The sequence below is a fragment of the Paracoccus broussonetiae genome (assembly GCF_031854425.1).
In the GTDB taxonomy this organism is placed as follows: Bacteria; Pseudomonadota; Alphaproteobacteria; order Rhodobacterales; family Rhodobacteraceae; genus Paracoccus; species Paracoccus broussonetiae.
This window is the reverse complement of record NZ_JAVRQI010000001.1, coordinates 133,571-155,921: the sequence shown is the minus strand read 5'-3', so window position 1 is coordinate 155,921 and position 22,351 is coordinate 133,571. Positions and strand designations below refer to the sequence as shown.

19 protein-coding genes are annotated in these 22,351 nt (G+C 64.8%); 10 read left to right on the top strand and 9 right to left on the bottom strand.

What is annotated here, in order from left to right:
- Position 1 precedes the first annotated feature (1 nt).
- Complete coding sequence (locus tag RM190_RS00825; protein WP_311757489.1) at positions 2 to 2,284, top strand: NADP-dependent malic enzyme; 2,283 nt, start codon at positions 2 to 4, stop codon at positions 2,282 to 2,284.
- A 58-nt stretch (positions 2,285 to 2,342) separates the two neighbouring features.
- On the opposite strand, the gene trhO is transcribed toward RM190_RS00825, so the two are convergent.
- A complete protein-coding gene (gene trhO, locus RM190_RS00820) occupies positions 2,343 to 3,233 on the bottom strand; it encodes an oxygen-dependent tRNA uridine(34) hydroxylase TrhO (protein WP_311757488.1) in 891 nt (296 codons plus the stop codon).
- 99 nt (positions 3,234 to 3,332) lie between these two features.
- On the opposite strand from trhO, the gene pncA reads away from it, so the two are divergent.
- Positions 3,333 to 3,929 (top strand): bifunctional nicotinamidase/pyrazinamidase, encoded by a 597-nt coding sequence (pncA, locus tag RM190_RS00815; protein WP_311757487.1) that lies wholly within the window; start codon positions 3,333 to 3,335, stop codon positions 3,927 to 3,929.
- Positions 3,926 to 5,236, top strand: a complete 1,311-nt coding sequence (gene pncB, locus RM190_RS00810; protein WP_311757486.1) for a nicotinate phosphoribosyltransferase — start codon at positions 3,926 to 3,928, stop codon at positions 5,234 to 5,236. The genes pncA and pncB overlap by 4 nt, the downstream gene beginning before the upstream one ends.
- Positions 5,237 to 5,248: 12 nt before the next feature.
- On the opposite strand, the gene RM190_RS00805 is transcribed toward pncB, so the two are convergent.
- On the bottom strand, positions 5,249 to 6,919 hold the full coding sequence (locus tag RM190_RS00805; protein ID WP_311757485.1) for an NAD+ synthase: 1,671 nt from the start codon (positions 6,917 to 6,919) through the stop codon (positions 5,249 to 5,251).
- A gap of 131 nt (positions 6,920 to 7,050) precedes the next feature.
- Here RM190_RS00805 and RM190_RS00800 point away from each other — a divergent pair, with 131 nt between their 5' ends.
- Complete coding sequence (locus RM190_RS00800) at positions 7,051 to 8,532, top strand: 2-isopropylmalate synthase (RefSeq protein WP_311757484.1); 1,482 nt, start codon at positions 7,051 to 7,053, stop codon at positions 8,530 to 8,532.
- A 10-nt stretch (positions 8,533 to 8,542) separates the two neighbouring features.
- On the opposite strand, the gene RM190_RS00795 is transcribed toward RM190_RS00800, so the two are convergent.
- From RM190_RS00795 to RM190_RS00785, 3 genes are read right to left on the bottom strand one after another with little or no spacing between them, the layout of a single operon-like run.
- Positions 8,543 to 9,397: a carbon-nitrogen hydrolase family protein gene (locus RM190_RS00795; protein WP_311757806.1), complete on the bottom strand. Its 855-nt coding sequence runs from the start codon at positions 9,395 to 9,397 to the stop codon at positions 8,543 to 8,545.
- 8 nt (positions 9,398 to 9,405) lie between these two features.
- Positions 9,406 to 9,987 (bottom strand): GNAT family N-acetyltransferase, encoded by a 582-nt coding sequence (locus tag RM190_RS00790; RefSeq protein WP_311757483.1) that lies wholly within the window; start codon positions 9,985 to 9,987, stop codon positions 9,406 to 9,408.
- Positions 9,984 to 10,385, bottom strand: coding sequence for a ketosteroid isomerase-related protein (locus tag RM190_RS00785; protein WP_311757482.1), 402 nt, complete (start codon positions 10,383 to 10,385; stop codon positions 9,984 to 9,986). Before RM190_RS00785 ends, RM190_RS00790 begins: the two co-directional genes overlap by 4 nt.
- Before the next feature lie 129 nt (positions 10,386 to 10,514).
- On the opposite strand from RM190_RS00785, the gene RM190_RS00780 reads away from it, so the two are divergent.
- Positions 10,515 to 11,912, top strand: coding sequence for a phosphomannomutase (locus tag RM190_RS00780; RefSeq protein ID WP_311757481.1), 1,398 nt, complete (start codon positions 10,515 to 10,517; stop codon positions 11,910 to 11,912).
- Here RM190_RS00780 and RM190_RS00775 read toward each other — a convergent pair whose 3' ends face one another.
- Together RM190_RS00775 and RM190_RS00770 are read right to left on the bottom strand one after the other, a co-directional pair.
- Positions 11,913 to 12,590, bottom strand: a complete 678-nt coding sequence (locus RM190_RS00775) for an ABC transporter ATP-binding protein (RefSeq protein ID WP_311757480.1) — start codon at positions 12,588 to 12,590, stop codon at positions 11,913 to 11,915. It lies immediately after the preceding gene.
- A gap of 2 nt (positions 12,591 to 12,592) precedes the next feature.
- Positions 12,593 to 14,053: a capsule biosynthesis protein gene (locus RM190_RS00770; RefSeq protein WP_311757479.1), complete on the bottom strand. Its 1,461-nt coding sequence runs from the start codon at positions 14,051 to 14,053 to the stop codon at positions 12,593 to 12,595.
- 149 nt (positions 14,054 to 14,202) lie between these two features.
- Between RM190_RS00770 and RM190_RS00765 the strand changes: the two genes are divergently transcribed.
- Positions 14,203 to 14,955 carry an ABC transporter permease gene (locus RM190_RS00765; protein WP_311757478.1) on the top strand — a complete coding sequence of 251 codons (753 nt, stop codon included), beginning with the start codon at positions 14,203 to 14,205 and terminating at the stop codon, positions 14,953 to 14,955.
- Here RM190_RS00765 and RM190_RS00760 read toward each other — a convergent pair.
- The gene (locus RM190_RS00760) at positions 14,952 to 17,474 is read right to left on the bottom strand and encodes a calcium-binding protein (protein WP_311757477.1); all 2,523 of its coding nucleotides are present in this window, start codon (positions 17,472 to 17,474) and stop codon (positions 14,952 to 14,954) included. The two genes, RM190_RS00765 and RM190_RS00760, sit on opposite strands and share 4 nt — an antisense overlap.
- 528 nt (positions 17,475 to 18,002) lie before the next feature.
- Between RM190_RS00760 and rfbC the strand changes: the two genes are divergently transcribed.
- Genes rfbC through rfbA form a run of 4 tightly spaced genes read left to right on the top strand, consistent with a single transcriptional unit; the run spans position 18,003 to position 21,356 of the window.
- Entirely contained in the window at positions 18,003 to 18,584 is a 582-nt protein-coding gene (gene rfbC, locus RM190_RS00755) for a dTDP-4-dehydrorhamnose 3,5-epimerase (protein WP_311757476.1), read from the top strand.
- Positions 18,581 to 19,618: a dTDP-glucose 4,6-dehydratase gene (gene rfbB / locus RM190_RS00750; RefSeq protein WP_311757475.1), complete on the top strand. Its 1,038-nt coding sequence runs from the start codon at positions 18,581 to 18,583 to the stop codon at positions 19,616 to 19,618. Before rfbC ends, rfbB begins: the two co-directional genes overlap by 4 nt.
- Entirely contained in the window at positions 19,615 to 20,466 is an 852-nt protein-coding gene (gene rfbD / locus RM190_RS00745) for a dTDP-4-dehydrorhamnose reductase (protein ID WP_311757474.1), read from the top strand. Before rfbB ends, rfbD begins: the two co-directional genes overlap by 4 nt.
- A complete protein-coding gene (rfbA, locus tag RM190_RS00740; protein WP_311757473.1) occupies positions 20,463 to 21,356 on the top strand; it encodes a glucose-1-phosphate thymidylyltransferase RfbA in 894 nt (297 codons plus the stop codon). Before rfbD ends, rfbA begins: the two co-directional genes overlap by 4 nt.
- Before the next feature lie 6 nt (positions 21,357 to 21,362).
- On the opposite strand, the gene RM190_RS00735 is transcribed toward rfbA, so the two are convergent.
- Positions 21,363 to 22,307: a glycosyltransferase gene (locus RM190_RS00735; RefSeq protein ID WP_311757472.1), complete on the bottom strand. Its 945-nt coding sequence runs from the start codon at positions 22,305 to 22,307 to the stop codon at positions 21,363 to 21,365.
- Between the last annotated feature and the right edge of the window lie 44 nt (positions 22,308 to 22,351).

Sequence of the window (22,351 nt, the reverse complement as noted above, 5' to 3'; positions counted from 1 at the left end):
CATGAGCGACGACAACACCCCCCGCCGGTCCAGGATCACGCCCGAGGAGGCGCTGGCCTATCACCTTGAACCGCGGCCGGGCAAATACGATATCGTCGCCTCGACCCCGATGGCCACCCAGCGCGACCTGTCGCTGGCCTATTCGCCGGGGGTCGCCGTTCCGGTCGAAGCGATCGCCGCGCGCCCCGAAACCGCCTATGACTACACCGTCAAGGGCAACATGGTCGCCGTCATCTCGAACGGGACCGCGATCCTGGGTCTTGGAAATCTTGGCGCGCTGGCCTCGAAACCAGTGATGGAAGGCAAGGCGGTGCTGTTCAAGCGCTTCGCCGACGTGAACGCCATCGACATCGAGCTGGATACCGAGGACCCGGACGAAATCATCAATGCGGTCAGGCTGATGGGGCCGACCTTCGGCGGGATCAACCTTGAAGACATCAAGGCGCCGGAATGCTTCATCATCGAGCAGCGCCTGAAAGAGCTGATGGACATTCCCGTCTTCCACGACGACCAGCACGGCACCGCGGTCATCTGCGCGGCGGGGCTGATCAATGCGCTGGAACTGTCGGGCAAGAAGATCGAGGACGTCAGGATCGTCCTGAATGGCGCGGGCGCTGCCGGGATCGCCTGTCTGGAACTGCTCAAGTCCATGGGCGCGCGGCACGAAAACTGCATCATGTGCGACACCAAGGGCGTGATCTATCAGGGTCGCACCGAGGGCATGAACCAGTGGAAATCGGCCCATGCGGTGAAGACCGACCTGCGCACGCTGGACGAGGCGATGAAGGGCTGCGACGTGTTCCTGGGTGTCTCCGCCAAGGGCGCGGTGACGCAGGCCATGGTCATGTCGATGGCCGAGAACCCGGTGATCTTCGCGATGGCGAACCCCGATCCCGAGATCACCCCGGAAGAGGCGCATGAAGTCCGCCCCGACGCGATCGTGGCGACGGGGCGCTCGGACTATCCGAACCAGGTGAACAACGTCCTGGGCTTTCCCTATCTGTTCCGCGGCGCGCTGGACATCCACGCACGCGCCATCAATGACGAGATGAAGATCGCCTGCGCGCAGGCACTGGCCGCGCTGGCGCGCGAGGACGTGCCGGACGAGGTGGCGGTGGCCTATGGTCGCAAGCTGCAATTCGGCCGCGACTACATCATTCCGACGCCCTTCGATCCGCGGCTGATCCATGTCGTGCCGCCCGCCGTTGCGCAGGCGGGAATGGAAACCGGCGTCGCCCGCCGCCCGATCATCGACATGGAAGGGTACGTCCAGTCGCTGAAGGCCCGGATGGATCCGACCGCCGCCGTCCTGCAGGGTATCCACGCCCGCGCCCGTCAGGCGCAGGCGCGCATGATCTTTGCCGAGGGTGACGATCCCCGCGTGCTGCGCGCCGCCGTCGCCTGGCAGCGTGGCGGCATGGGCCAATCGCTGGTCGTGGGCCGCGAAGCCGACGTCAAGGAAAAGCTGGAAGCCGCAGGCATGGGCGATGCGGTGCGCGAGATCACGGTCGTCAACGCCTCGAACTCGCGCCATCTCGACCAGTATCACGAGACGCTGTACGCGCGCCTTCAGCGCAAGGGGCTGGACCGCGAAGATATCAACAAGCTGGCCAACCGCGACCGCCACGTTTTTGCCGCGCTGATGCTGGCGCATGGGCATGGCGACGGGCTGGTGACGGGGGCCACGCGCAAGAACGCGCATGTGCTGGCGCAGATCGGCAGGGTTTTCGACGTGACCCCGGCGGATGGTGCGGTCGGCATCACGGCGGTCCTGCACAAGGGCCGGGTCATCCTGATGGGCGACACGCTGGTCCATGAATGGCCCGAGGCCGAGGATCTGGCCGACATCGCCACCCGTGGCGCCCATGTCGCGCGCGGGCTGGGTCTGGACCCGCGGGTCGCCTTCCTGTCCTTCTCGAACTTCGGCTATCCGGTCAGCGAGCGCGCTGTGAAGATGGCCCATGCGACCGAGGTGCTGGATGCCCGCAAGGTCGATTTCGAATATGAGGGCGAGATGACCGTCGATGTGGCGCTGAACCCGTCGCAGGCGGCGAAATACCCGTTCTCGCGCCTGACCGGCCCGGCGAACGTGCTGGTCGTGCCGGCGCGCCATTCGGCCTCGATCTCGGTCAAGCTGCTGCAAGAGGTCGCGGGCGCGACGGTGATCGGCCCGATCCTGACCGGCGTGCCGCAGCCGATCCAGATCTGCTCGACCGGGTCATCGGTCAACGACATCCTGAACATGGCCGCAATCGCCGCGGGCCGTCTGGGTCAGGTGAAATAAGGTTTGCGGGCCGGTCGTTCCGACCGGCCCCAACCCCTTTGGACGCGCCGCAGGCGGATCACCCCTCGCCGAAGCACTCGCCCCGATCCGCCTGCCTCTGCCGTTCGCGGAAGCGGGCGCGGTCTGCCTCGTCATATTCCGATGCGCAGCGGTGGCAGGACACGCCTTCCTCATAGTCCGGGTGGTCGCGATCCTTGGGGGAAAGCGGGCGGCGGCAGGCGTGGCACAGTTCGTGCTGCCCGGGTTTCAGCCCGTGACCCAGACTGACGCGCTTGTCGAAGACAAAGCATTCGCCCTGCCACAGGCTTTCGGCCTCGGGGACATCCTCAAGGTATTTCAGGATGCCGCCCTTCAGGTGAAAGACCTCGGGGACGCCTTCGCCCAGCAGGAAGTTGGTCGATTTCTCGCAGCGGATGCCGCCGGTGCAGAACATCGCGATGCGCTTGTTGTGAAAGCGGTGCGCATTCTCGCGCCACCAGTCCGGGAAGTCGCGGAAGGTCTTCGTTCCCGGATCGACGGCGCCGGAAAAACTGCCGATCTCGACCTCGTAATCGTTGCGGGTGTCGATCACGGCGACATCGGGGTCGCTGATCAGCGCATTCCAGTCCTTTGCCTCGACATAATGCCCGACCGAGGCGAGCGGGTCGACATCGGGCTGGCCCATGGTCACGATCTCGCGCTTCAGACGGACCTTCATCCGGCCAAAGGGCATGGTCTGCGCGGGGCTTTCCTTCCAGTCCAGCGCCGCGCATCCGGGCAACGCGCGGATATGCGCCAGGACCGCGTCGATACCTTCGCGGGTGCCCGCGATGGTGCCGTTGATCCCCTCGGGGGCAAGCAGCAGGGTGCCACGGACCCCCAGCGAACAGCAAAGTTTCGCCAGCGGCCCCTGCAGGCTTGCGGGGTCGGAAAAGCGGGTGAAATGGTAAAGTGCTGCGACGATCATCATGCGCAGGGATTAAGTCCGCTTTGCGCGCCATTCAACCCGTCGGCATTGACGCCCCCCCGGCAGGACCCTACGACAACGTGAAAAGAGGAGGGGGCCCCAATGACAAAAACCCTGATCGTGGTCGATCTGCAGGTCGATTTCTGTCCCGGCGGAAAGCTGGCTGTCGCAGGGGGGGACGAGATCGTCGCCCCGATCAACGAGATGATGGCGGATTTCGACAGCGTGATCCTGACGCAGGACTGGCACCCTGCCAGCCATACCAGCTTTGCCGACAACCACCCCGGCGCGATGCCGTTTTCCCTGACCCAGATGCCCTATGGCCCGCAAGTGCTGTGGCCCGCGCATTGCGTCATCGGGACGCCCGGCGCGGAATTCCATCCGGGGCTGGACCGCTCGCGCGCGGAAACCGTGATCCGCAAGGGCTTTCGCCCGACGATCGACAGCTATTCCGCCTTTTTCGAGAATGACGGCCGGACGCCGACCGGGCTGACCGGATATCTGCGGGAACGCAACCTTGAGAAACTGTACTTCGTTGGCCTGGCGCATGACTTCTGCGTGGCATGGTCGGCGCTGGACGCGATCCATCAGGGCTTTGAAGTCACCGTGATCGAGGATGCGACGCGGGCCATCGACCTGAACGGCTCGCGCGAGACGGCCCGGATCAAGATGCGCGAAGCGGGGATCAGCCTGATATGATGACGCCAACGGTCGATATCGCGACGCGGGTCTATAACCACAAATGGAAGATCGACCCGATCGTCAGATCCCTGATCGACACCGACTTCTACAAGCTGCTGATGTGCCAGTCGGTGTTTCGCAACAGCCCCGACACGAACGTCACCTTCAGCCTGATCAACCGCACGACCCGAGTCCGGCTGGCCGAGCTGATCGACGAGGGAGAGCTGCGCGAGCAGCTTGACTATGTGCGCGGGCTGTCCCTGGCGCGGGGCGAAAGCACCTGGCTGCGCGGCAATACCTTTTACGGCAAGCGCCAGATGTTCCGCCCGGACTTCATGGAGTTTCTCGAGAATCTGCGCCTGCCGGCCTATCACCTGGAAAAAAGGGATGGGCAATACGAGCTGACCTTCGAAGGCAAGTGGCCCGAGGTGATGCTGTGGGAAATTCCCGCGCTGGCCATCATCATGGAGCTGCGCTCGCGCGCGATCCTGAAGGAAATGGGCCGGTTCGAACTGCAGGTGCTTTACGCCCGTGCCATGACGCGGCTGTGGGAAAAGATCGAAAGGCTGCGCGAGCTTGGACCAGAGCTGCGCATCGCCGATTTCGGCACGCGGCGGCGGCACAGCTTCCTGTGGCAGGACTGGTGCGTGCAGGCCATGATCGAGGGGCTGGGGGATGAGCGCTTCATCGGCACCTCGAACTGCCTGATCGCCATGCGCCGCGACATCGAGGCCATCGGCACCAACGCCCATGAACTGCCCATGGTCTATGCCGCGCTTGCCGATACCGAAGATGAGCTGCGCCAGGCCCCTTATCGCGTGCTGGCGGATTGGCACGAAGAGCACGAGGGCAACCTGCGCATCATCCTGCCCGACACCTATGGGACCGAGTCGTTCCTGGCCAAGGCACCCGACTGGCTGGCCAAGTGGACCGGTATCCGCATCGATTCCGGCGATCCCGCCGTCGGGGCCGAAACCGCCATCGCCTGGTGGAAAAGCCGGGGCGAGGATCCGCGCGAAAAGCTGATCATCTTCTCGGACGGGCTGGATGTCGAAAGGATCGAGGAGCTGTTCCACCGTTTCCGGGGCAGGGCCAAGGTCAGCTTCGGCTGGGGCACGCTGTTGACGAACGATCTGCGCGGGCTGGTGCCGGGCGACGGGCTTGCGCCCTTTTCGCTGGTCTGCAAGGCGGTCGCGGCCGAAGGGCGCCCGACGGTCAAGCTGTCGGACAACCCGGAAAAGGCGACCGGCCCCCGCGACGAGGTCGAGCGTTATCGCCGCGTCTTCGGCACGGGCGAGCAGGCGCCGATGGAAGTCGTCGTCTGACGCGTCCCGCCCCTAAAGGCGGTCGCGCCAGCGATTGACCAGCGGATAGCGGCGGTCAAGCCAGAAGGCCTTGGTCGAGATGCGCGGGCCGGGCGCGGACTGGAAGCGTTTCCATTCGCTGCCATAAAGCAACGTCTCGACCCGCTTCACCGTCTCGGGCTCGAAGCCCTGCGCAACCAGGTCCTTCAGCGACAGATCCTTTTCGACCAGTCCCTCAAGGATCGCGTCCAGCACTTCATAGGGGGGCAGGCTGTCTTCGTCCTTCTGGTCGGGACGCAGTTCGGCCGAAGGCGGCTTCGAGATGATGCGCGGCGGCACGACTTCGCCCGCCGGGCCCATCATCCAGTCGCGGTGGTTCGCGTTCCGCCAGCGGCAGGTCTGGAACACGCGGGTCTTGTAAAGATCCTTGATCGGATTGTAGCCGCCCGCCATGTCGCCATAGATCGTGGCATAGCCGACCGCGACCTCGGACTTGTTGCCGGTCGTCAGCAGCAATTCCCCGAATTTGTTGGAAATCGCCATCAGCATGACGCCGCGCAGGCGCGACTGGATGTTCTCTTCGGTGATGTCGGGCGTCGTGCCTGCCATCAGGTGGGCAAGCGCGTCCCCGACCGCATCGCGCGCGCCGTCGATTTGGACGGTATCCAGTCGTGCGCCGAGCCGACGGGCACAATCGGCGGCATCGTCCAGGCTTTCCTTTGAGGTATATTCGCTGGGCAGCATCACACAGCGCACATTCTGGGCGCCGACGGCATCGCTGGCGATCGTGGCGACCAGCGCCGAATCGATGCCGCCCGACATGCCCAGCACCACCTTGCGGAAGCCGGATTTGCGCATGTAGTCGCGCAGTCCCTCGGTCATGGCGCGGTAATCCTGTTCCCATTCGTCGGGCTGGTGATCCAGTTGCCCCGGAACGGCGCGCCAGCCATCGGGCGTGCGTTGGAAATCGACATGCTCGACCATCTCGTCGAAGGGCGACAATTGCAGCACCTTGACCGCCCCGCCATCTGGGCCGGGATTCAGGATGAAGCTGGCCCCGTCATAGACCTGATCGTCCTGCCCGCCGACCGAGTTCAGATAGATCAGCGGCAGGTCGCTTTCGACGACACGGGCGACCATGTGGCCCATGCGCAAGTCCAGCTTGCCCCGGTGATAGGGGCTGCCATTCGGCACCAGCAGGATTTCGGCCCCGGTCTCGGCCAGCGTTTCGGTGACTTCGGGCCACCAGGCATCCTCGCAGATCGGGCTGCCGATGCGCAGCGGCCCGATGCGATAGGGGCCGCTGACCGGGCCCGAGTTGAACAGCCGCCATTCGTCGAAAAGCTGCTTGTGCGGCAGAACATGCTTCAACACGCGGGCCACGACCTTGCCCCCGGCCAGGATCCAATAGGCGTTGTAAAGCCGGTCGCCTTCGGCCAGCGGGCCGCCGATGCCGATGGCCGGCCCCTCGGCGCAGTCGCGCGCCAGGGTCTCGATCTCGGCCATGGCGTCGCGGGTGAAGCCGGGCTTCAGCACCAGATCCTGCGTCTGATAGCCGGTGATGAACATCTCGGGCAAAGCCAGCATGTCCGCCCCGGCGTCGCGCGCCGCCTGCCAGGCCGTCCGGGCCTTGGCCGCGTTGCCCGGCAGGTCCCCCACCGTCGGGTTGAGCTGTCCAAGGGTAAGGCGGAACGTTTCGGCCATGCCAGGGTCCTTTCCGAATATGCGGCCCCGTAGATAGGCCAGCCCGCGACAAAGGAAAAGTCGGGCTTTGCGCCGAGCACGGCCTTGCGGTAGACGGGGGCAAAAGAAGCATAATGGCGGAGGCAGGACCGATGAAGGCAGCCCTTCTCGCTTGCGCGATCATCCTGACGGGCACCGGCATGGCCGGGGCACAATCCGTCATCACGAAGCAGTATGACGATGGCGGCGTCTATGAAGGGACGTTCCGCAACGGCAAGCAGCATGGGCGCGGGACGTATCGCCTGCCGTCCGGCTATGAATACACCGGCGACTGGCTGGATGGCGAAATCCTGGGCCAGGGTCGCGCCAAGTTCCCGAACGGCTCGGTCTATGAGGGCAGTTTTGCCAAGGGCAAGCCGAATGGCAAGGGCAAGATCACCTATGCCGATGGCGGCACCTATGACGGAGACTGGCTGGACGGGCAGATTACCGGGCAGGGCGTCGCGACCTATGCCAATGGCTCGGTCTATCAGGGCGGGTTCATCAATGCCCTGCATGACGGCAAGGGCGTGCTGACCCAGCCGAACGGCTATCGCTTCGACGGCGACTGGAAGCAGGGCGTCAAGGAAGGCCGCGGCAAGATCACTTATCCCGACGGCGCCACCTATGATGGCGAGATGAAGGCCAACCTGCGCGCCGGGCAGGGGCGGCTGCAGATGCCCGACGGGCTGGTTTATGAAGGCGGCTGGGTCGCGGGTCAGATGGCCGGGCAGGGCAAGCTGGTCCAGCCCTCGGGCGACACCTTTGAGGGGCGTTTTGCTAATGGCAAGCGCGAGGGGCGCGGCGTCGCACTGTACGCCAATGGTGACCGCTATGACGGCGAGTTTCGCGGTGACAAGCGCGCGGGAAATGGCACGTTCACGGGCGCGGACGGCTATGTCTATGCCGGGGACTGGGTCGAAGGCCGGATGGAGGGGCTGGGCCGGATCACCTATCCCGACGGCTCGGTCTATGAAGGCGCACTGAAGGCCGACATGCCAGATGGCCGTGGGCTGATCACCTATCCCGACGGCTCCAGCTATGACGGTGACTGGGTCGCCGGCGTGATCGAGGGGCAGGGGCTGGCGAAATATGCGAACGGCCTGGTCTATGAGGGCGGCTTCAAGCGCGGCCGGAACGAGGGCCAGGGCCGCATGACCTATCCCGACGGCTATGTCTATAACGGTGCGTGGCGCGACGGGCAGCGGCATGGCGAGGGGCAGGCGACCTATCAGGACGGCACCACATATGACGGCTCGTTCGTCGCCGGGCTGCGCCAGGGCAAGGGCCGCCTGATCACGCCAGACGGGTTCCGCTTTGAAGGCGGCTGGAAGGAGGGCGAGATCGACGGAGAGGGCGTCGCCACCTATGCCAATGGCGATGTCTATACCGGCCATTTTGTGGACGGAAAGCGCCAGGGGCAGGGTGTGATGCGCTATTCGACCGGGCAGGTCGCGGCGGGCGACTGGAACGACAACAGCCTGGCCCAGCCCCAGCCCGTCGATGGCGTTGCCCCACAAGGGGGCGCCGCGCCGGGCGCGACACCCGATGCGGCCGTGCCCGCCGAGCCGAAGGCCGAGCCGCCTCCGGCCTGAGCCGGGGCGATCAGATGATCGCGCTGGCCTGGCTCTCGGGCCAATGGGCAAAGGGCAGGACGCGCCCGTCCTCGCGGCTTTGGCGCACCTTGTCCAGATCGATGCGGGCCTTGACCCAGCCGGCGCGGTCCATCTCGCCCTCGGCCAGAATGCCGGTTTCGGGCCATACCCCGTCCGAGGGCGCATAGATCGCGGCCTTGCCCCGATTCTCGTCGATGGCGGGATTCCAGTCACACAGGCCGACGGTCGGTGAATGGACGACGACGCACTGGCTTTCCAGCGCGCGTGCCATGGCGCCGATCCGCACCCGGTTGAAGCCCGCGACCGTGTCGGTGCAGGAAGGCGTCAGGATGACCTCGACCCCGGCTTCGGCCAGTTGGCGCGCAAGCAGGGGGAATTCGCTGTCATAGCAGATCAGGATGCCCAGCTTGCCGACCGGCGTGTCGAAGACGCGCAGACCGGGCGCGCCCTGAACCTTCCATTCGTCGCGTTCGAAGCGCGTCATGATCTGCTTGTCCTGATGGCCGATCCGGCCTTCCGGACCAAACAGAACGGCCCGGTTCAGCGGACGCCCTTCCGAGAAGTAGGGGCCCGAGGCGGCAAGGATATGGATGCCATGCGCAGCCGCCAGCTCGACATGCAGCGCGTCGCGCGCGGCTTCGTGGCGGGCGACCTCGTGTAGCGAGGCCTCAAGGTTGGACGCGACGTCCTTGCCCCCAAGCGAGGCAAGCTCCATCGCGCCATATTCGGGAAAGACCAGCAGGTCGCAATCTGCGGCAGCTTCGACCCAGCGGGTCAGTTTTGCACGATAGGCGTCAAAGTCGTCGAACCAGTCGAAATGATAGGCGGCGGCGGCGATCTTGATTTCGCGTGTCACAGGCTTTTCATCCAGAATTGCAGCGGTTTCTTGGTCGAAACCGGCGCGTCGATGTCCTTCCAGTCGAACTCCGCGACGACGCCGGAAAGGGGCTCATATCCCCTTTTGCGCCAGAAGTCATCAAGCGGTCGATAATCGGCCGGCCGCAGGGGATGATCCGGGGGGCGCTGCACGCTGCAAAACGCGCTGAAGCGGCGGCCAAGCGCGCGCGCCTGCGCCTCTCGCCCGTCGAAAAAGACGTGGCCCAGGCCGTGTCCGCGCCAGTCCGGCAGCAGGACGGATTCCGCGCAATAGAAGATCTCGTCCAGCCGCTCGGGGCGTCCGGCAAAGGCCGCAGCAAAGTCTTCGGCGTGGTGTTCCATCGGCGCGCCGGTCGAGGCCCCGACCATCCGCGCCCCGTCATAGGCCGCGACGACGACCGCGCCCGGCGCCTGATAGACTTTCAGATAGTCGCGTTCATAGTCCAGGTCGCCGTCATACAGATAGGGCCAGGTGCGAAAGACCTCGATCCGCAGCCGCGCCAGGTCGTCCAGCACCGCCGCGACCGCATCGCCCGTCAGGATCTCGGTCCGGATCACGCGGAAACCTGCCGCATCCAGTCGGCCAGGTTGTAATAGGTGGTGACGCGCGCGATCTTGCCGTCGCGGATGGTGAAGAAGGCCCCGGCGGGCAGGACGTATTTCTGGCCCTTCGCCTCGGGCAGCCCTTCATCCGTGGCCAGATAGATGCCGTTCACGACGAATTCCGCCGCAGCACGGTCCCCGGCCTCGTTGGCGAAGACGACGATGTCGGTCAGTTCCTCGCGATAGCTGGACGTCATGTGGGCATTGAACTCGCGGAACTTCTCGCGGCCGCGCCGGATGCCGCCTTCGTTGACGTGATGTTCGACCTCGTCATGCAGATAGGTCAGCATCTCGTCGGTACGGCCCGCGTTGAAGGCGGCGTAATAGGCGGTGATCAGGGCTTTGCTGTCCATGTCTGTCCTCGTTTCGGGTTTGGGACTTGTTAACCCGGACCGCATCTTTCGTCACCTGCATCCTTGGGATGACATTCCAAAGCCATCCGCGCTGGTGTAGCCATGATCGCAGATCAAAGGAGCCTCGTGATGCCCGCTGCGACCCAGACCCTGCCGCCCCGGCGGATCGACTGCTTCAAGGCCTACGACGTCCGCGGCAGGCTGGGCAGCGAACTGGACGAGGATGTCGCCTATCGCATCGGGCGCGCCTTTGCCCAGATGCGGCGCGCGCGCAAGGTGATCGTGGGCCGAGACGGCCGCGAAAGCTCGCCTGTGCTGGCCGCGGCGCTGATCCGCGGGCTGAACGACGGCGGCGCCGATGTCCGCGACCTGGGCCTTGCGGGAACCGAAGAGATGTATTTCGCCACCGCCCATTTCGGCGCGGATGGCGGGATCGAGGTCACCGCCTCGCACAATCCCATCGACTATAACGGGATGAAACTGGTCGGCCCGGGGGCGGCCCCGCTGGACCCCGATACCGAGTTCGCGGATCTGGCGGCACTGGCTCGATCGGGTGAGTTTGCGCCGATCGGGGTCAGGGGCAGCACCAGCGACTTTCCAGAGGCGCGGGCCATCTATGCCGCAGCTGTGGTGGATTTCGTCGATGCGACGGCGCTGCGCCCGATGACGGTGCTGGTCAATGCCGGGAATGGCGCGGCCGGTCCCGCATTCGACGCGATCGCGGACGAGCTTGCGCGTCGGGGTGCGCCACTGCGCTTTGTCAGGATCAACCATGAACCGGACGCGGGCTTCCCGAACGGCATTCCGAACCCCCTGCTGCCGGAAAACCAGCCGATGACCGCGGATGCGGTCCGGGCGCATGGCGCGGATCTGGGTGTTGCCTGGGACGGGGATTTCGACCGCTGCTTCTTTTTCGACGGCACGGGAAAATTCATTCCGGGGGAGTATATCGTCGGGCTGCTGGCCACGGCCTTTCTGGAAAAGCATCCTGGCGAGCGGATCGTCCATGACCCGCGCGTCGTCCTGAACACCCGCGACATGATCGCGCGCGCTGGCGGGATTGCCGTGCAGGCCCGGACCGGCCATGCCTTCGTCAAGCGCACCATGCGCCAGAATGACGCGATCTATGGCGGCGAGATGTCGGCGCATCACTATTTTCGCGACTTCCACTTTGCCGATAGCGGCATGGTGCCCTGGCTTCTGGTGGCCGGGCTTCTGTCCGCTCAGAACGTCTCGCTGGCCGACCTGCTTGCAGCTAGGATCGCGGCCTTCCCCTCATCGGGGGAGATCAACTTCCGGCTGGAAGATCCCGCAACTGCCATCGCCCGCGTGGTCGCGAAGTTCGAGCCGCTGGCGATTCGCAAGGATGAGACAGACGGCATCAGCCTGGAATTTGCCGATTGGCGGTTCAATCTGCGCTCGTCGAATACCGAGCCTGTCGTGCGGCTGAACGTCGAATCCGTGGGCGATGCCGTCTTGGTTGCGTCGCGCGCCCAGGAAATCGGCGCGCTGCTGCTTGGCAGCTGATCAGTCGCCGACGACGTCGGGCGGCACGCGCAGGATCGATTCGTGCAGGGCGATGGCTTCGTCCAGATCGCGAAAGACCCGCAGCCGCCCGCGATCCAGTACTGCGCCCATGGTGCACATCTCGCGGATCATGGGCATCGAGTGGCTGACGACGATGGCGCCGGACTTCTTCATCCGCTCGTTGAAGACACGCTGCGACTTCGACCGGAAATCGGCATCGCCGACGCTGGTCACCTCGTCCACCAGATAGGTGTCGAAATAGATCCCCATGCTGGTGCCCATTGCCAAGCGCGAGCGCATCCCCGAGGAATAGCTTGCGAAAGGCTGGTGGTAATGCTGCCCCAGTTCCGCGAATTCCGCCACGTAATCGACCAGCTCGTCGGTATCGACACCATAGATCCGGGCGACGAAGCGCACGTTCTGCGCGCCTGTCAGCTCGTTGTGAAAGCTGCCGGCGAAGCCCACGGGCCAGGAAATCGTGCCATCGGAATAGACCCGGCCCGAGGTGGGCGAGACCGTGCCCGCGATCATTCGCAGCAGCGTCGATTTCCCCGCACCGTTCCGGCCAAGCAGTGCGACCGAGGCCCCAGTCGGGAACAAGGCGTTGATATTGTTCGCAACCAAGGTCTTGCGGCCTTTCAGCCGGTAAAGCTTGGTCAGATTTTCCAGCCGGATCATGCTCAGGCGCGGTCGCGGATGCTGTAATAGATCAGGGCAAGGATCGACCAGCCTGCCAGAAGCAGGCCCAGGCCGACGCAGAACAGCCAGGTGCGGTTCGGCACGATCGAACTTTGCGCGATCTTGGGCTGGATATGCGCTGCAAGATAGCGGGACTGACGGCGCGCCTCGACCAGTGCGGTCTCATAGGCGACGCGAGCCGCGTGGAAGGCACCTTCCGCATATTCGCGATCGACCGACAGCTTTTCATATTGGGCGACCAGCTGCGAATAGCTTTCGCCATCCGACCCGGCTGCCGCGTTGCCGAACTTGCTTCTTTCGGCATCGATCAGACGGCGCAGCGCGTCTACCTTTTGCTTGCCCTGTGTCACACGATGATCGGTCGGACGTGCGTTTTCAGTCGCCAGGTCAAGTGCGACCAAAGCCTCGGCCAACTGCTCCTGCAGCCCCTGCAATACGCCCATCTGGCTGGTCAGATCCGCCTCTGGATCCACGATCTGCGAGCGCATGCGGAAATCGGTCATTGCCTGCCGCGTCGTGGTCAGTTCGGCCCGCGCCTTGTCGAGTTCACTTTTCGCAAGCTTGGTCGCGTCTGCCCGCGCGATCGAGGACAGGTCATTGATCTTGTCCGAGCTTTCCTGGAACACCGCCGCTGCGATCACTTGTGCGTCTTCGGCGGTGAAGGCGTTGACCTTCAGCGTGATCAGGTCGCTCGACGTATCGTAGAGCACCTTGACCTGACGCTCCCAGTAATCCGTCAGATCCTCGACATGGCCCTTGGGGTCGAAGGCAAAGACGAAGTCGCTGGGCCAGTCGCGCGAAAAGCGCGAACGCAGGTCCAGTTTTGCGTCGATCTTTTCGACCATGTCCTGACTGCGGATATATTCGTAAAGGACATCCGTGTCCGAGGCCCCGCCGCCGCCGCCCAGCGGAGAGAAACCGCCGAAAAGCTCGATTGACGGAGTGCCTTCCTCCTTGCGGACGGAGAAGCCGACGGTCGAGACATACTGGTCGACCGCACGGGTCCACAGGTACCAGCCCCAGAAAGCGGCCGGAAGCACGACCAGAAGCAGGAATGACAGCAGGATCAGCCAGTGCCGACGCCGGGGACGGGCATGGCCTGCAGGGGCGCGAACGGTGGATTGCGAGGGACCGGAAGGTCGGGCCAGCGGTGCGCTGTTGGGGCGAAGACTGACCGCTCCGCCTGCCGGCTGCGCCTGGACCTGGGTCCGGGCCTGCGGGGCCGGCATGGGGCGAACGGGAATCGGTTGCACCTGTCCGGCCGAGGTCGGCCCGGGTGCAACTTCACTGACCGCCTGGATGCGCGGAGCTGACTGGAAGGGCCGATTGACGGCACCGCCGGGTGCGGCACCTGTCTGCGTGCGGCTGTCCGCTGCCGATGCCAGGTTGCCCGCACTTGCGATTTGGCCACCGGGATCGGACGGGTTGTTGGGCTTGCTCACGGCAGAGGATGCTTTCGCTGGTTTACCTTTTTCTGGCAGTTGATACATATTGCCATACGTCTAGACCAGTCTTTGCAATTAAAATGTCCGAGATAAGCCCAGATCAACGCAGCCCGCTGCGGCCCGTGCGTCGCGGACCGCGTTTCCGCATGCCCCGAATCCTGACCGCGCTGATCCTGCGCGAGATGACGACGACCTATGGCCGGTCCGCGGGCGGTTATGCCTGGGCGATTCTGGACCCCGTGCTGGGGATCGTGTTGCTGTCGGTGATCTTCAGCATGTTCCTTGCGAAGCCCGGATTGGGGTCAAACTTTCCCCTGTTCTATGCAACGGGCTTCCTGCCCTTTGCGATGTTCTCGGACCTGACCAACAAGGTCGCCTCGTCCATCCGCTATTCGCGTCCCTTCCTTGCCTATCCCAGCGTCACCTTCATTGATGCGATCCTGGCGCGGATCATCCTGAACACGCTGACCCATATGACGGTCATCACCATCGTGATCGGGGGGATCTTTGTCCTGTATCGGATGCCCATCGTGGTGAACCTGGCCGAGTTCTTCGAAGGCATGTTGATGATCGTCGCGATCTCGGTAGGAGTCGGGACGCTGAACTGCTATCTTCTGACCACCTTCCCGGTCTGGGAACGGGTCTGGCAAATCATCACGCGCCCGCTTTTCCTCGCATCCGGGGTGTTTTTCCTTTACGACAAGATGCCTTACGAGGCGCAGCATATCCTGTGGTTCAACCCCATCCTGCATTGCATCGCGCAGTTGCGAAGGGGCGTATACCCGGTTTACGACGCCGAATTTGTCTCTCCTTTCTATGTCTTCGGCATCTCGATCGTCCTGTTGCTGTTCGGGCTGCTGCTGCTTGAACGCAATCACCGCGACATGCTGGAACGCTAAAGCAGGAAGTCGCCCCGCGTCAGCGCGGCAAGGCTGTTCAGCTGCAGCGTCAGGTCGGCATGTCCGTCGCCGTTCAGATCGGCCTCGACGATCATGGCAGAGCCGCTGTGATAGGCGCGGACCTGCCGCGCCGCGCTGAACTCGGCCTCTCCGATGAAGCGCAGGCCCAGCCCGGCCATGTCGAGGTGATCCGGACCGTGGGCGAAATCGGTGATCACGTCCCGGCTGCGGTCATAGTCATGGGGATCGCGGAACACGAACAGATCGGCACCCGCGCCTCCGGTCAGATGGTCGCTGCCCGGACCGCCTTGCAGACGGTCGTTTCCGGGTCCGGCGCGCAATACATCGTTTCCGGTGCCCCCGGACAGGAAATTGTGGCCGAAAAGATCCACAAGCTGGTCATTTCCGGCATCGCCGAAAAGTGAATCGTTTCCCGCGCCGCCATCCAGCCGGTCGGAATCGCCGTCACCGTGAATCAGGTCGTTGCCTTCGCCGCCGATCAGGAGGTCGTTTCCGGCCTCGCCGTAAAGTATGTCGTTTCCGGTCAGCCCCTGGATCAGGTCATTGCCCGCGCCGCCACGGATCAGATCGTTCCCGTCCTGACCGTTCAGGGTGTCCTGCCCGCCGCCGCCAAGGATCGTGTCGTTTCCTGCCCCACCGATGATGGTGTCGTTTCCGGTGCCGCCCAGCAGCCGGTCATTCCCATTCTGTCCGTTGATATTGTTGTTTCCCGGACCACCGTCGATGATGTCATTTCCGTCGGCGCCCAGCAGTGTGTCGTTTCCGGTGCCACCGAAGATCGTATCGTTGCCCGTCCCTCCGGTAATCCAGTCATGACCGTCTCCGCCCCAGATCTGGTCGTTTCCCGCACCCGAGTTGATGCTGTCATTGCCGTTCTCGCCCCAGATGCGATCGCGGCCCGTTCCGGTGGTGATGGTGTCGTTGCCTTCGCCGCCCCGTACCGCGTTGTCGCCCAGAGGGTCCGTGATCAGGTCATTGCCCAATTCGCCGTAAAGCATGTCATTCCCGACCTCGCCCATGATCGTGTCGTTGCCCGCGCCGCCGAAGATGGTGTCCTGATCCAGCCCGCCCGAGATGCGGTCGTTTCCCGCGCCGCCCATAAGCAGGTCGTTGCCGTAATCGCCGAGCAAGGTGTCGTCGCCCCCGGCGCCGTTGATGGTGTCGTCGCCGGCGCCCCCGCTTAGAAGGTCGGGGCCGGCATTGCCGTTCAGCAGGTCGCGCCCGGCCAGCCCGTGGCCGGTGGAACCAAAGGCGCCGGCGTTCAGGGTGTCGTTGCCCGATGTTCCCAGCATGCTGGTCCGCATCCCGGCCAGATCGTAATGGGCGACCGGAAACAGGGCGTTGTTGAAGTAATTGGCTGCCAGCGGGGTCTTGTCGGCGGTGCGGATCTGGATCTGTGTCTGGCCGAAGGTGATCATGATGCCATCGGTCAGCACCCTGAAGCTCAGTTGCAAGGTGCTGCGGATCATGCCCAGCCCCGACAGGTCCAGCCGGTCGGTGCCGGGCGTGAAGTCCGAGATGAGGATCTTTCCCGTAACCGGCGCGGCGACGAAGATGTCCGCGCCCGGTCCCCCGGTCAACGTGACGGGCGACGGCCCCGCAATCAGGATGTCGTCGCCCGCACCGCCCACGATCTGTGTCGTCCCGGCCGAGGCGCGCAGCAGGTCGCCGCGCCCGGTGCCGTTCTGGCGGCCAGCGCCCACCGTGGCTGTCTGGCCGATCTGGCCCGGTTCGAACAGGAGCTGGGTAATCCCCGTCTCGGTCCGGGACGAGACGAACAGCGCGATGCTTCCCCCGATCTCCATCGCCGCGATGGCCGAGACATCAGCCAGGCTGCGATCATTGGTATCGGCCAGCGTCGCCAGATGCAGCAGCTGTCCGTCCGGCATCACCGTGAAGACCGAGATCCCGTCGTCTTCTCCGCCGGCAAAGACGTAGGCGCGGCCGTCCACCATCAGGGTTTCAAGCGCGCTGACCCGGCTGAACCGTGTCGAAAGTTCGTCGATGATATGGTCGGCCGGGATCAGCGCGCCGTCCTGGGTCAGGCGGAACAGGCTGAGCGAAGAACTTTGGCTGGCCCCCACGACGACATAGGTCACGCCAGCCACGGTCACGCTGTCCAGGTGCTGCGGCGCATTCATGCCGGTCCCCTGGTTCGACCAGACTATATTCGCGCGTCCCAGGGTGCCATTCGTCTCGATCAACCGGGTCGAAACGAAATTGCCCGCGCCCGAGGCAGTCAGCAGGATCTGCCGGTCTCCGACGCCGACCACTTTCAGGTCGCTCAACTCGGCGCGGTCGACGCCGGGGATCGCAAGCGCATCCGCGGCGTCCAGATGCAGGATGCTTCCGTTCGGCTGCACCTTCCAGACATCCACCGCCGTCGTGGAATTGCGTCCCGAGACCAGGAACTGTCCAGCCGAGGTCGAAAAGGCACCAAGCTGCGTGAGGTCCGAGGCAAGCCCGCCAGCCCCGGCAAGCGAGATCCCACCGCGCAATGCGCCGTCCGTGCCCAGCCCGATGCCGTTCGCCGCCGCGTTGGCAAGGCCGGGGCAAAGATTGCCGGACCGCTTGCAAGCTGCACAAGGCTGGCCCCCGGGCGGTCAAGATATCCCTGCGCAATCCCGAAGGCACGCGTGTCGATCAGCGTGATCGGGCGGTCCGCCGCCGTGATCCGATAGGCCGAGATCCCGCCGCCCATATGCGTCACCCCCACCAGCACATGGGCCGAGGGCAGGTCGATGGCCTGAAGGTCCGACAGGTTCCTGACAAAGCCGGGGGCCGGGCCAAGGATGAGCGCGATTTGACGAAAGCTCGGCATGTGGGGGCGCCTCGGCAGCAATCTGTTGGCGCAGACGCTAGGTCGGGCGGCTTAACGAAGGCTTTCGCGCGCCGCCTTCGCCAGCAGGTTGTTATCGCGCATTTTATCTTGTCGGCGGGGATCGTCGCGCCGGGGGGAGGGTGCTTGTGCGAAGGGAAAACATGGGCGATACGGTTCAGGCACCAAGTTTCGCAGGCAAGACCATATGCAGATCGAACAGACCGCGCTTCCCGGCGTCCTGATCCTCGTGCCGCGGCGGCATGGAGATGCGCGGGGCTTTTTCTCGGAAAGCTGGAACCGCAAGACGCTGGCCGGGGCTGGGCTCGACCTGCCGGAATTCGTGCAGGACAACCACTCGCTGTCTGCTGCCACCGGCACGCTGCGCGGGCTGCATTTCCAGGCGCCGCCCCATGCGCAGGGCAAGCTGGTGCGTTGCGGGCGCGGCAGCCTGTTCGACGTCGCGGTCGACATGCGCAAGGGCAGCCCCACCTATGGGCAGTGGCTGGGCGAGGAACTGTCCTTTGAAAACGGCCGCCAGCTTTGGATTCCTGCGGGCTTCCTGCACGGCTTCGTCACGCGCGAGCCGGATACCGAGATCTGCTATAAATGCACCGACCATTATGCCCCCGAATGCGACGGGGCCGTCGCATGGGACAGTGTCGGCATCGATTGGGCACTGACGGGCGCGCCGCTGCTGTCGGCCAAGGACGCCGCCGCGACCCGCTTTGCCGATTTCGACAGCCCCTTCACCTATGAAGGCCCCTTTGAATACGAGGCGAGACTATGAAAATTCTGGTGACAGGGGGCGCAGGCTTCATCGGCTCTGCGGTGGTGCGGCTGGCCGTGCGGCGCGGGCACGAGGTCGTCAACCTGGACGCGATGACCTATGCGGCGAATCTGGAAAACGTCGCGCCGGTCTCGAACAGCCCGCTTTACGCGTTCGAACAGGCCGACCTGCGCGACCGCGCGGCGCTGGACCGGGTGCTTGCGGCGCACAAGCCCGACGCGATCATGCATCTGGCGGCGGAAAGCCATGTCGACCGGTCGATCGACGGCCCGGGCGACTTCATCGAGACGAACATTTCCGGCACCTACAACCTGCTTGAGGCCGCGCGCGCCTTCTGGGTGGGGCAGGGCAAGCCCGAAGGGTTCCGCTTTCACCATATCTCGACGGATGAGGTCTTCGGCAGCCTGGGTGAAACCGGCCAGTTCACGGAAGACACGCCCTATGACCCGCGCAGCCCCTATTCCGCCAGCAAGGCCGCGTCCGACCATCTGGTCCGCGCCTGGCACGAGACCTATGGCCTGCCGGTCGTCCTGACCAATTGCTCGAACAATTACGGCCCCTTCCACTTCCCGGAAAAGCTGGTCCCGGTGGTCATCCTGAACGCGCTGCATGGCCGCCCGATCCCGGTCTATGGCGATGGCGGCAATGTCCGCGACTGGCTTTATGTCGAGGATCATGCCGACGCCCTGCTTCTGGTCGTCGAAAAGGGCGAGCTTGGCCGCAGCTACAATATCGGCGGCGAGAACGAGGCGAAGAACATCGACCTGGTCCGCACCATCTGCGCCCATATGGATCGCCTGCGCCCGCAGAACGCGCCGCATGACCGGCTGATCACCTTTGTCACCGACCGGCCCGGCCATGACCGGCGCTATGCCATCGACCCGACCCGCATCCGCACCGAACTGGGCTGGCGCCCGTCGGTCACGGTCGAAGAGGGGCTGGCGAAGACCGTTGAGTGGTATCTTGAAAACGAAAGCTGGTGGCGCCCGCTGCTGGACCGCGATGGCGTGGGCGAAAGGCTTGGCAAGGCATGACCGGGCTTCTGGTCCTTGGCCGCACTGGGCAGGTCGCGACCGAACTGGCGCGTCTTGCCCCCGACGCGCGCTTTCTGGGCCGGGACGAGGCCGATCTGGCTGACGCGGATGCCTGCGCGGCGGCGGTCCGCGCCGCGCGTCCCCGCGCGATCATCAACGCGGCTGCCTATACCGCGGTCGACCGTGCCGAATCGGAACCCGCGCTAGCCGAGGCCGTGAACGCCATTGCCCCCGCGGCGATGGCGCGGGCGGCGGCGGAACTGGGCGTGCCCTTCCTGCATATCTCGACTGATTATGTCTTTGACGGCAGCGGCGACCGCCCCTGGCGCGAGGATGACGCCACCGGCCCCCTTGGCGTCTATGGCGCGACCAAGCTGGCCGGAGAGCGCGGCATCGCCGCCGCTGGCGGTCATTGGGCGGTGCTGCGCACCTCCTGGGTATTTTCGGCGCATGGCGGCAATTTCGTGAAGACCATGATGCGCCTGGGGGCCGAGCGGCCCGAGCTGCGGGTTGTCGCCGACCAGCATGGCGGGCCGACGCCCGCGGGCGACATTGCCGCCGCCTGCCTGCGGATGGTGTCCGCCATGCAGGGCGGGCAGGGCAAGGGCGGTCTTTATCATTTCGCGGGCGCGCCCGACACGACCTGGGCGGATTTCGCGCGGGCGATCATGGCGCAGGCGGGGCTTGGCTGCCGCATCATCGACATTCCGGGCAGCGACTATCCCACGCCCGCGCGGCGTCCCGGCAATTCGCGGCTGGATTGCGGCGCGATCACCCGCGACTTCGCGATCCCGCGCCCGGATTGGCGCGCCGGACTGGCAAATGTAGTGACGGAGCTTCAGCAATGACCGAGACGGCCAAAACTCACAGCGGGCGCAAGGGGATCATTCTTGCCGGCGGCTCGGGCACGCGGCTTTACCCGATCACCATGGGCGTGTCGAAGCAGCTTTTGCCGATCTATGACAAGCCGATGATCTATTACCCGATCTCGGTCCTGATGTTCTCGGGCATCCGCGAGATCGCGATCATCACCACGCCCGAGGATCAGACGCAGTTCCAGCGCCTGCTGGGCGACGGCAGTCAGTGGGGGCTGCAATTCACCTATATCGTCCAGCCTTCGCCCGACGGGCTGGCGCAGGCCTATATCCTGGCCGAGGATTTCCTGGCGGGTGCACCTTCGGCCATGGTTCTGGGCGACAACATCTTTTTCGGCCACGGCCTGCCGATCCTGCTGGATGCCGCCGACCGGCGGGGCGAGGGCGGGACGGTCTTCGGCTATCGGGTGGCCGATCCCGAACGCTATGGCGTGGTCGCGTTCGACGATACAGGTGCGGTCAGCCAGATCATCGAAAAGCCGCAGGTGCCGCCCTCGGACTACGCGGTGACCGGGCTCTATTTCCTTGACGGGAGCGCGCCCGACCGGGCCCGCAGCGTCAAGCCGTCCGATCGCGGCGAGCTTGAAATCACCACCCTGCTTGAAACCTATCTGCATGATGGCAGCCTGACGGTCGAGCGGATGGGGCGCGGTTTCGCCTGGCTTGACACAGGCACCCATGCCAGCCTGCTGGATGCCGGGAACTTCGTGCGCACGCTTGAACAGCGGCAAGGACTGCAGACGGGCTGTCCCGAGGAAATCGCCTTCAACCAGGGCTGGATCGATGCCGACCAGTTGCGCGAACGGGCGCGGCTTTTCGCCAAGAACGATTACGGCAGATATCTGGCCCGGCTGTTGGCCTGAACGATCTCAGGACCGCTGATCTGGCCGGGCGCGCAGCCGCCCCGCCAGCGCAGCCGCCATGACCGCCGCCGTTCCGGCGCGGGTCTGGCGGTACAGCCCCATGCTGCGCATCTGCGCCAGCGCGCGATATCCCGGCGCGTCCAGAAACGCGCCGAAACGATCCAGAAGCTGACGGTTTTCCGGCGTGAGCAGGTCTTTCGCCGGCAGCAGAGCGGAATGGTTGCGGCGCAGCCAGTTTGCGAAACTGCCATCGAACAGCATTGAGGCCCGTGCCGCGCGGGCTCGCGCGGTGTCGTTGCGGCCCATCACATTGCGCGGATGCTGGCGATACAACAGCACCTGCGCCGCGTCGCGATGGATCCGCGCTCCCGCGCCCGACAACAGCAGGTAATTCCACCAGTCATGCGAAATGATCCCGGCCGCATCTGCGGCAGCCGCACCGTGCTGCAGGATGGTCAGCGCGGCGGCGTTGGCCACGGTGGTGTTTCCGGGCAGGCAGGCCTGGATCAGCGCATTTGGAAACCCGAAGGGGCCGGGAAAATGCGGTGCAGGCGCCAATTCCTGCAACTGCTCGTCACAGACGGTCGTGCGGGCGGCATAGACGGCAGGACCGTCCTGACCGGTCAGGAACTCGGCCGCGCGCGCCAGTTTGTCCCGTTTCCAGACATCGTCCTGGTCGCAAAAGGCGATCCAGCCGGCTGGATCGGCCTTGCGGATCAGGTGCAGGAAATTCGCCGTCGCGCCACGGCCCGGCCCCTCGATCAACGTGATCCGGCCATCTGCGCGGCCGGCGTAGTCGGCGATGACAGCCTGCGTCCCGTCCTGCGAGCCATCGTCCGAGACGATCAGCCGCCAGTTCGTCAGCGTCTGGGAAAGGATGCTGTCAAGCTGCGCGGGCAGGAAGCGCGCGCCGTTGAAGCTGGCCAGGACGATGGTGATCTGCGGCTGCACCCGGCGGCTCCTTCTTGGGGTCGCCCCGAACTAACCCGAGGGGA

What these genes read in the sequence shown, in the direction of transcription:
- RM190_RS00775 (WP_311757480.1), bottom strand. Translation starts at nt 12,590, where the DNA reads ATGATCCGGCTGGAAAATCTGACCAAGCTTTACCGGCTGAAAGGCCGC.
- trhO (WP_311757488.1), bottom strand. Translation starts at nt 3,233, where the DNA reads ATGATGATCGTCGCAGCACTTTACCATTTCACCCGCTTTTCCGACCCC.
- RM190_RS00825 (WP_311757489.1), top strand. Translation starts at nt 2, where the DNA reads ATGAGCGACGACAACACCCCCCGCCGGTCCAGGATCACGCCCGAGGAG.
- RM190_RS00805 (WP_311757485.1), bottom strand. Translation starts at nt 6,919, where the DNA reads ATGGCCGAAACGTTCCGCCTTACCCTTGGACAGCTCAACCCGACGGTG.
- pncB (WP_311757486.1), top strand. Translation starts at nt 3,926, where the DNA reads ATGATGACGCCAACGGTCGATATCGCGACGCGGGTCTATAACCACAAA.
- rfbA (WP_311757473.1), top strand. Translation starts at nt 20,463, where the DNA reads ATGACCGAGACGGCCAAAACTCACAGCGGGCGCAAGGGGATCATTCTT.
- pncA (WP_311757487.1), top strand. Translation starts at nt 3,333, where the DNA reads ATGACAAAAACCCTGATCGTGGTCGATCTGCAGGTCGATTTCTGTCCC.
- rfbC (WP_311757476.1), top strand. Translation starts at nt 18,003, where the DNA reads ATGCAGATCGAACAGACCGCGCTTCCCGGCGTCCTGATCCTCGTGCCG.
- rfbB (WP_311757475.1), top strand. Translation starts at nt 18,581, where the DNA reads ATGAAAATTCTGGTGACAGGGGGCGCAGGCTTCATCGGCTCTGCGGTG.
- RM190_RS00765 (WP_311757478.1), top strand. Translation starts at nt 14,203, where the DNA reads ATGCCCCGAATCCTGACCGCGCTGATCCTGCGCGAGATGACGACGACC.
- RM190_RS00780 (WP_311757481.1), top strand. Translation starts at nt 10,515, where the DNA reads ATGCCCGCTGCGACCCAGACCCTGCCGCCCCGGCGGATCGACTGCTTC.
- RM190_RS00800 (WP_311757484.1), top strand. Translation starts at nt 7,051, where the DNA reads ATGAAGGCAGCCCTTCTCGCTTGCGCGATCATCCTGACGGGCACCGGC.
- RM190_RS00785 (WP_311757482.1), bottom strand. Translation starts at nt 10,385, where the DNA reads ATGGACAGCAAAGCCCTGATCACCGCCTATTACGCCGCCTTCAACGCG.
- rfbD (WP_311757474.1), top strand. Translation starts at nt 19,615, where the DNA reads ATGACCGGGCTTCTGGTCCTTGGCCGCACTGGGCAGGTCGCGACCGAA.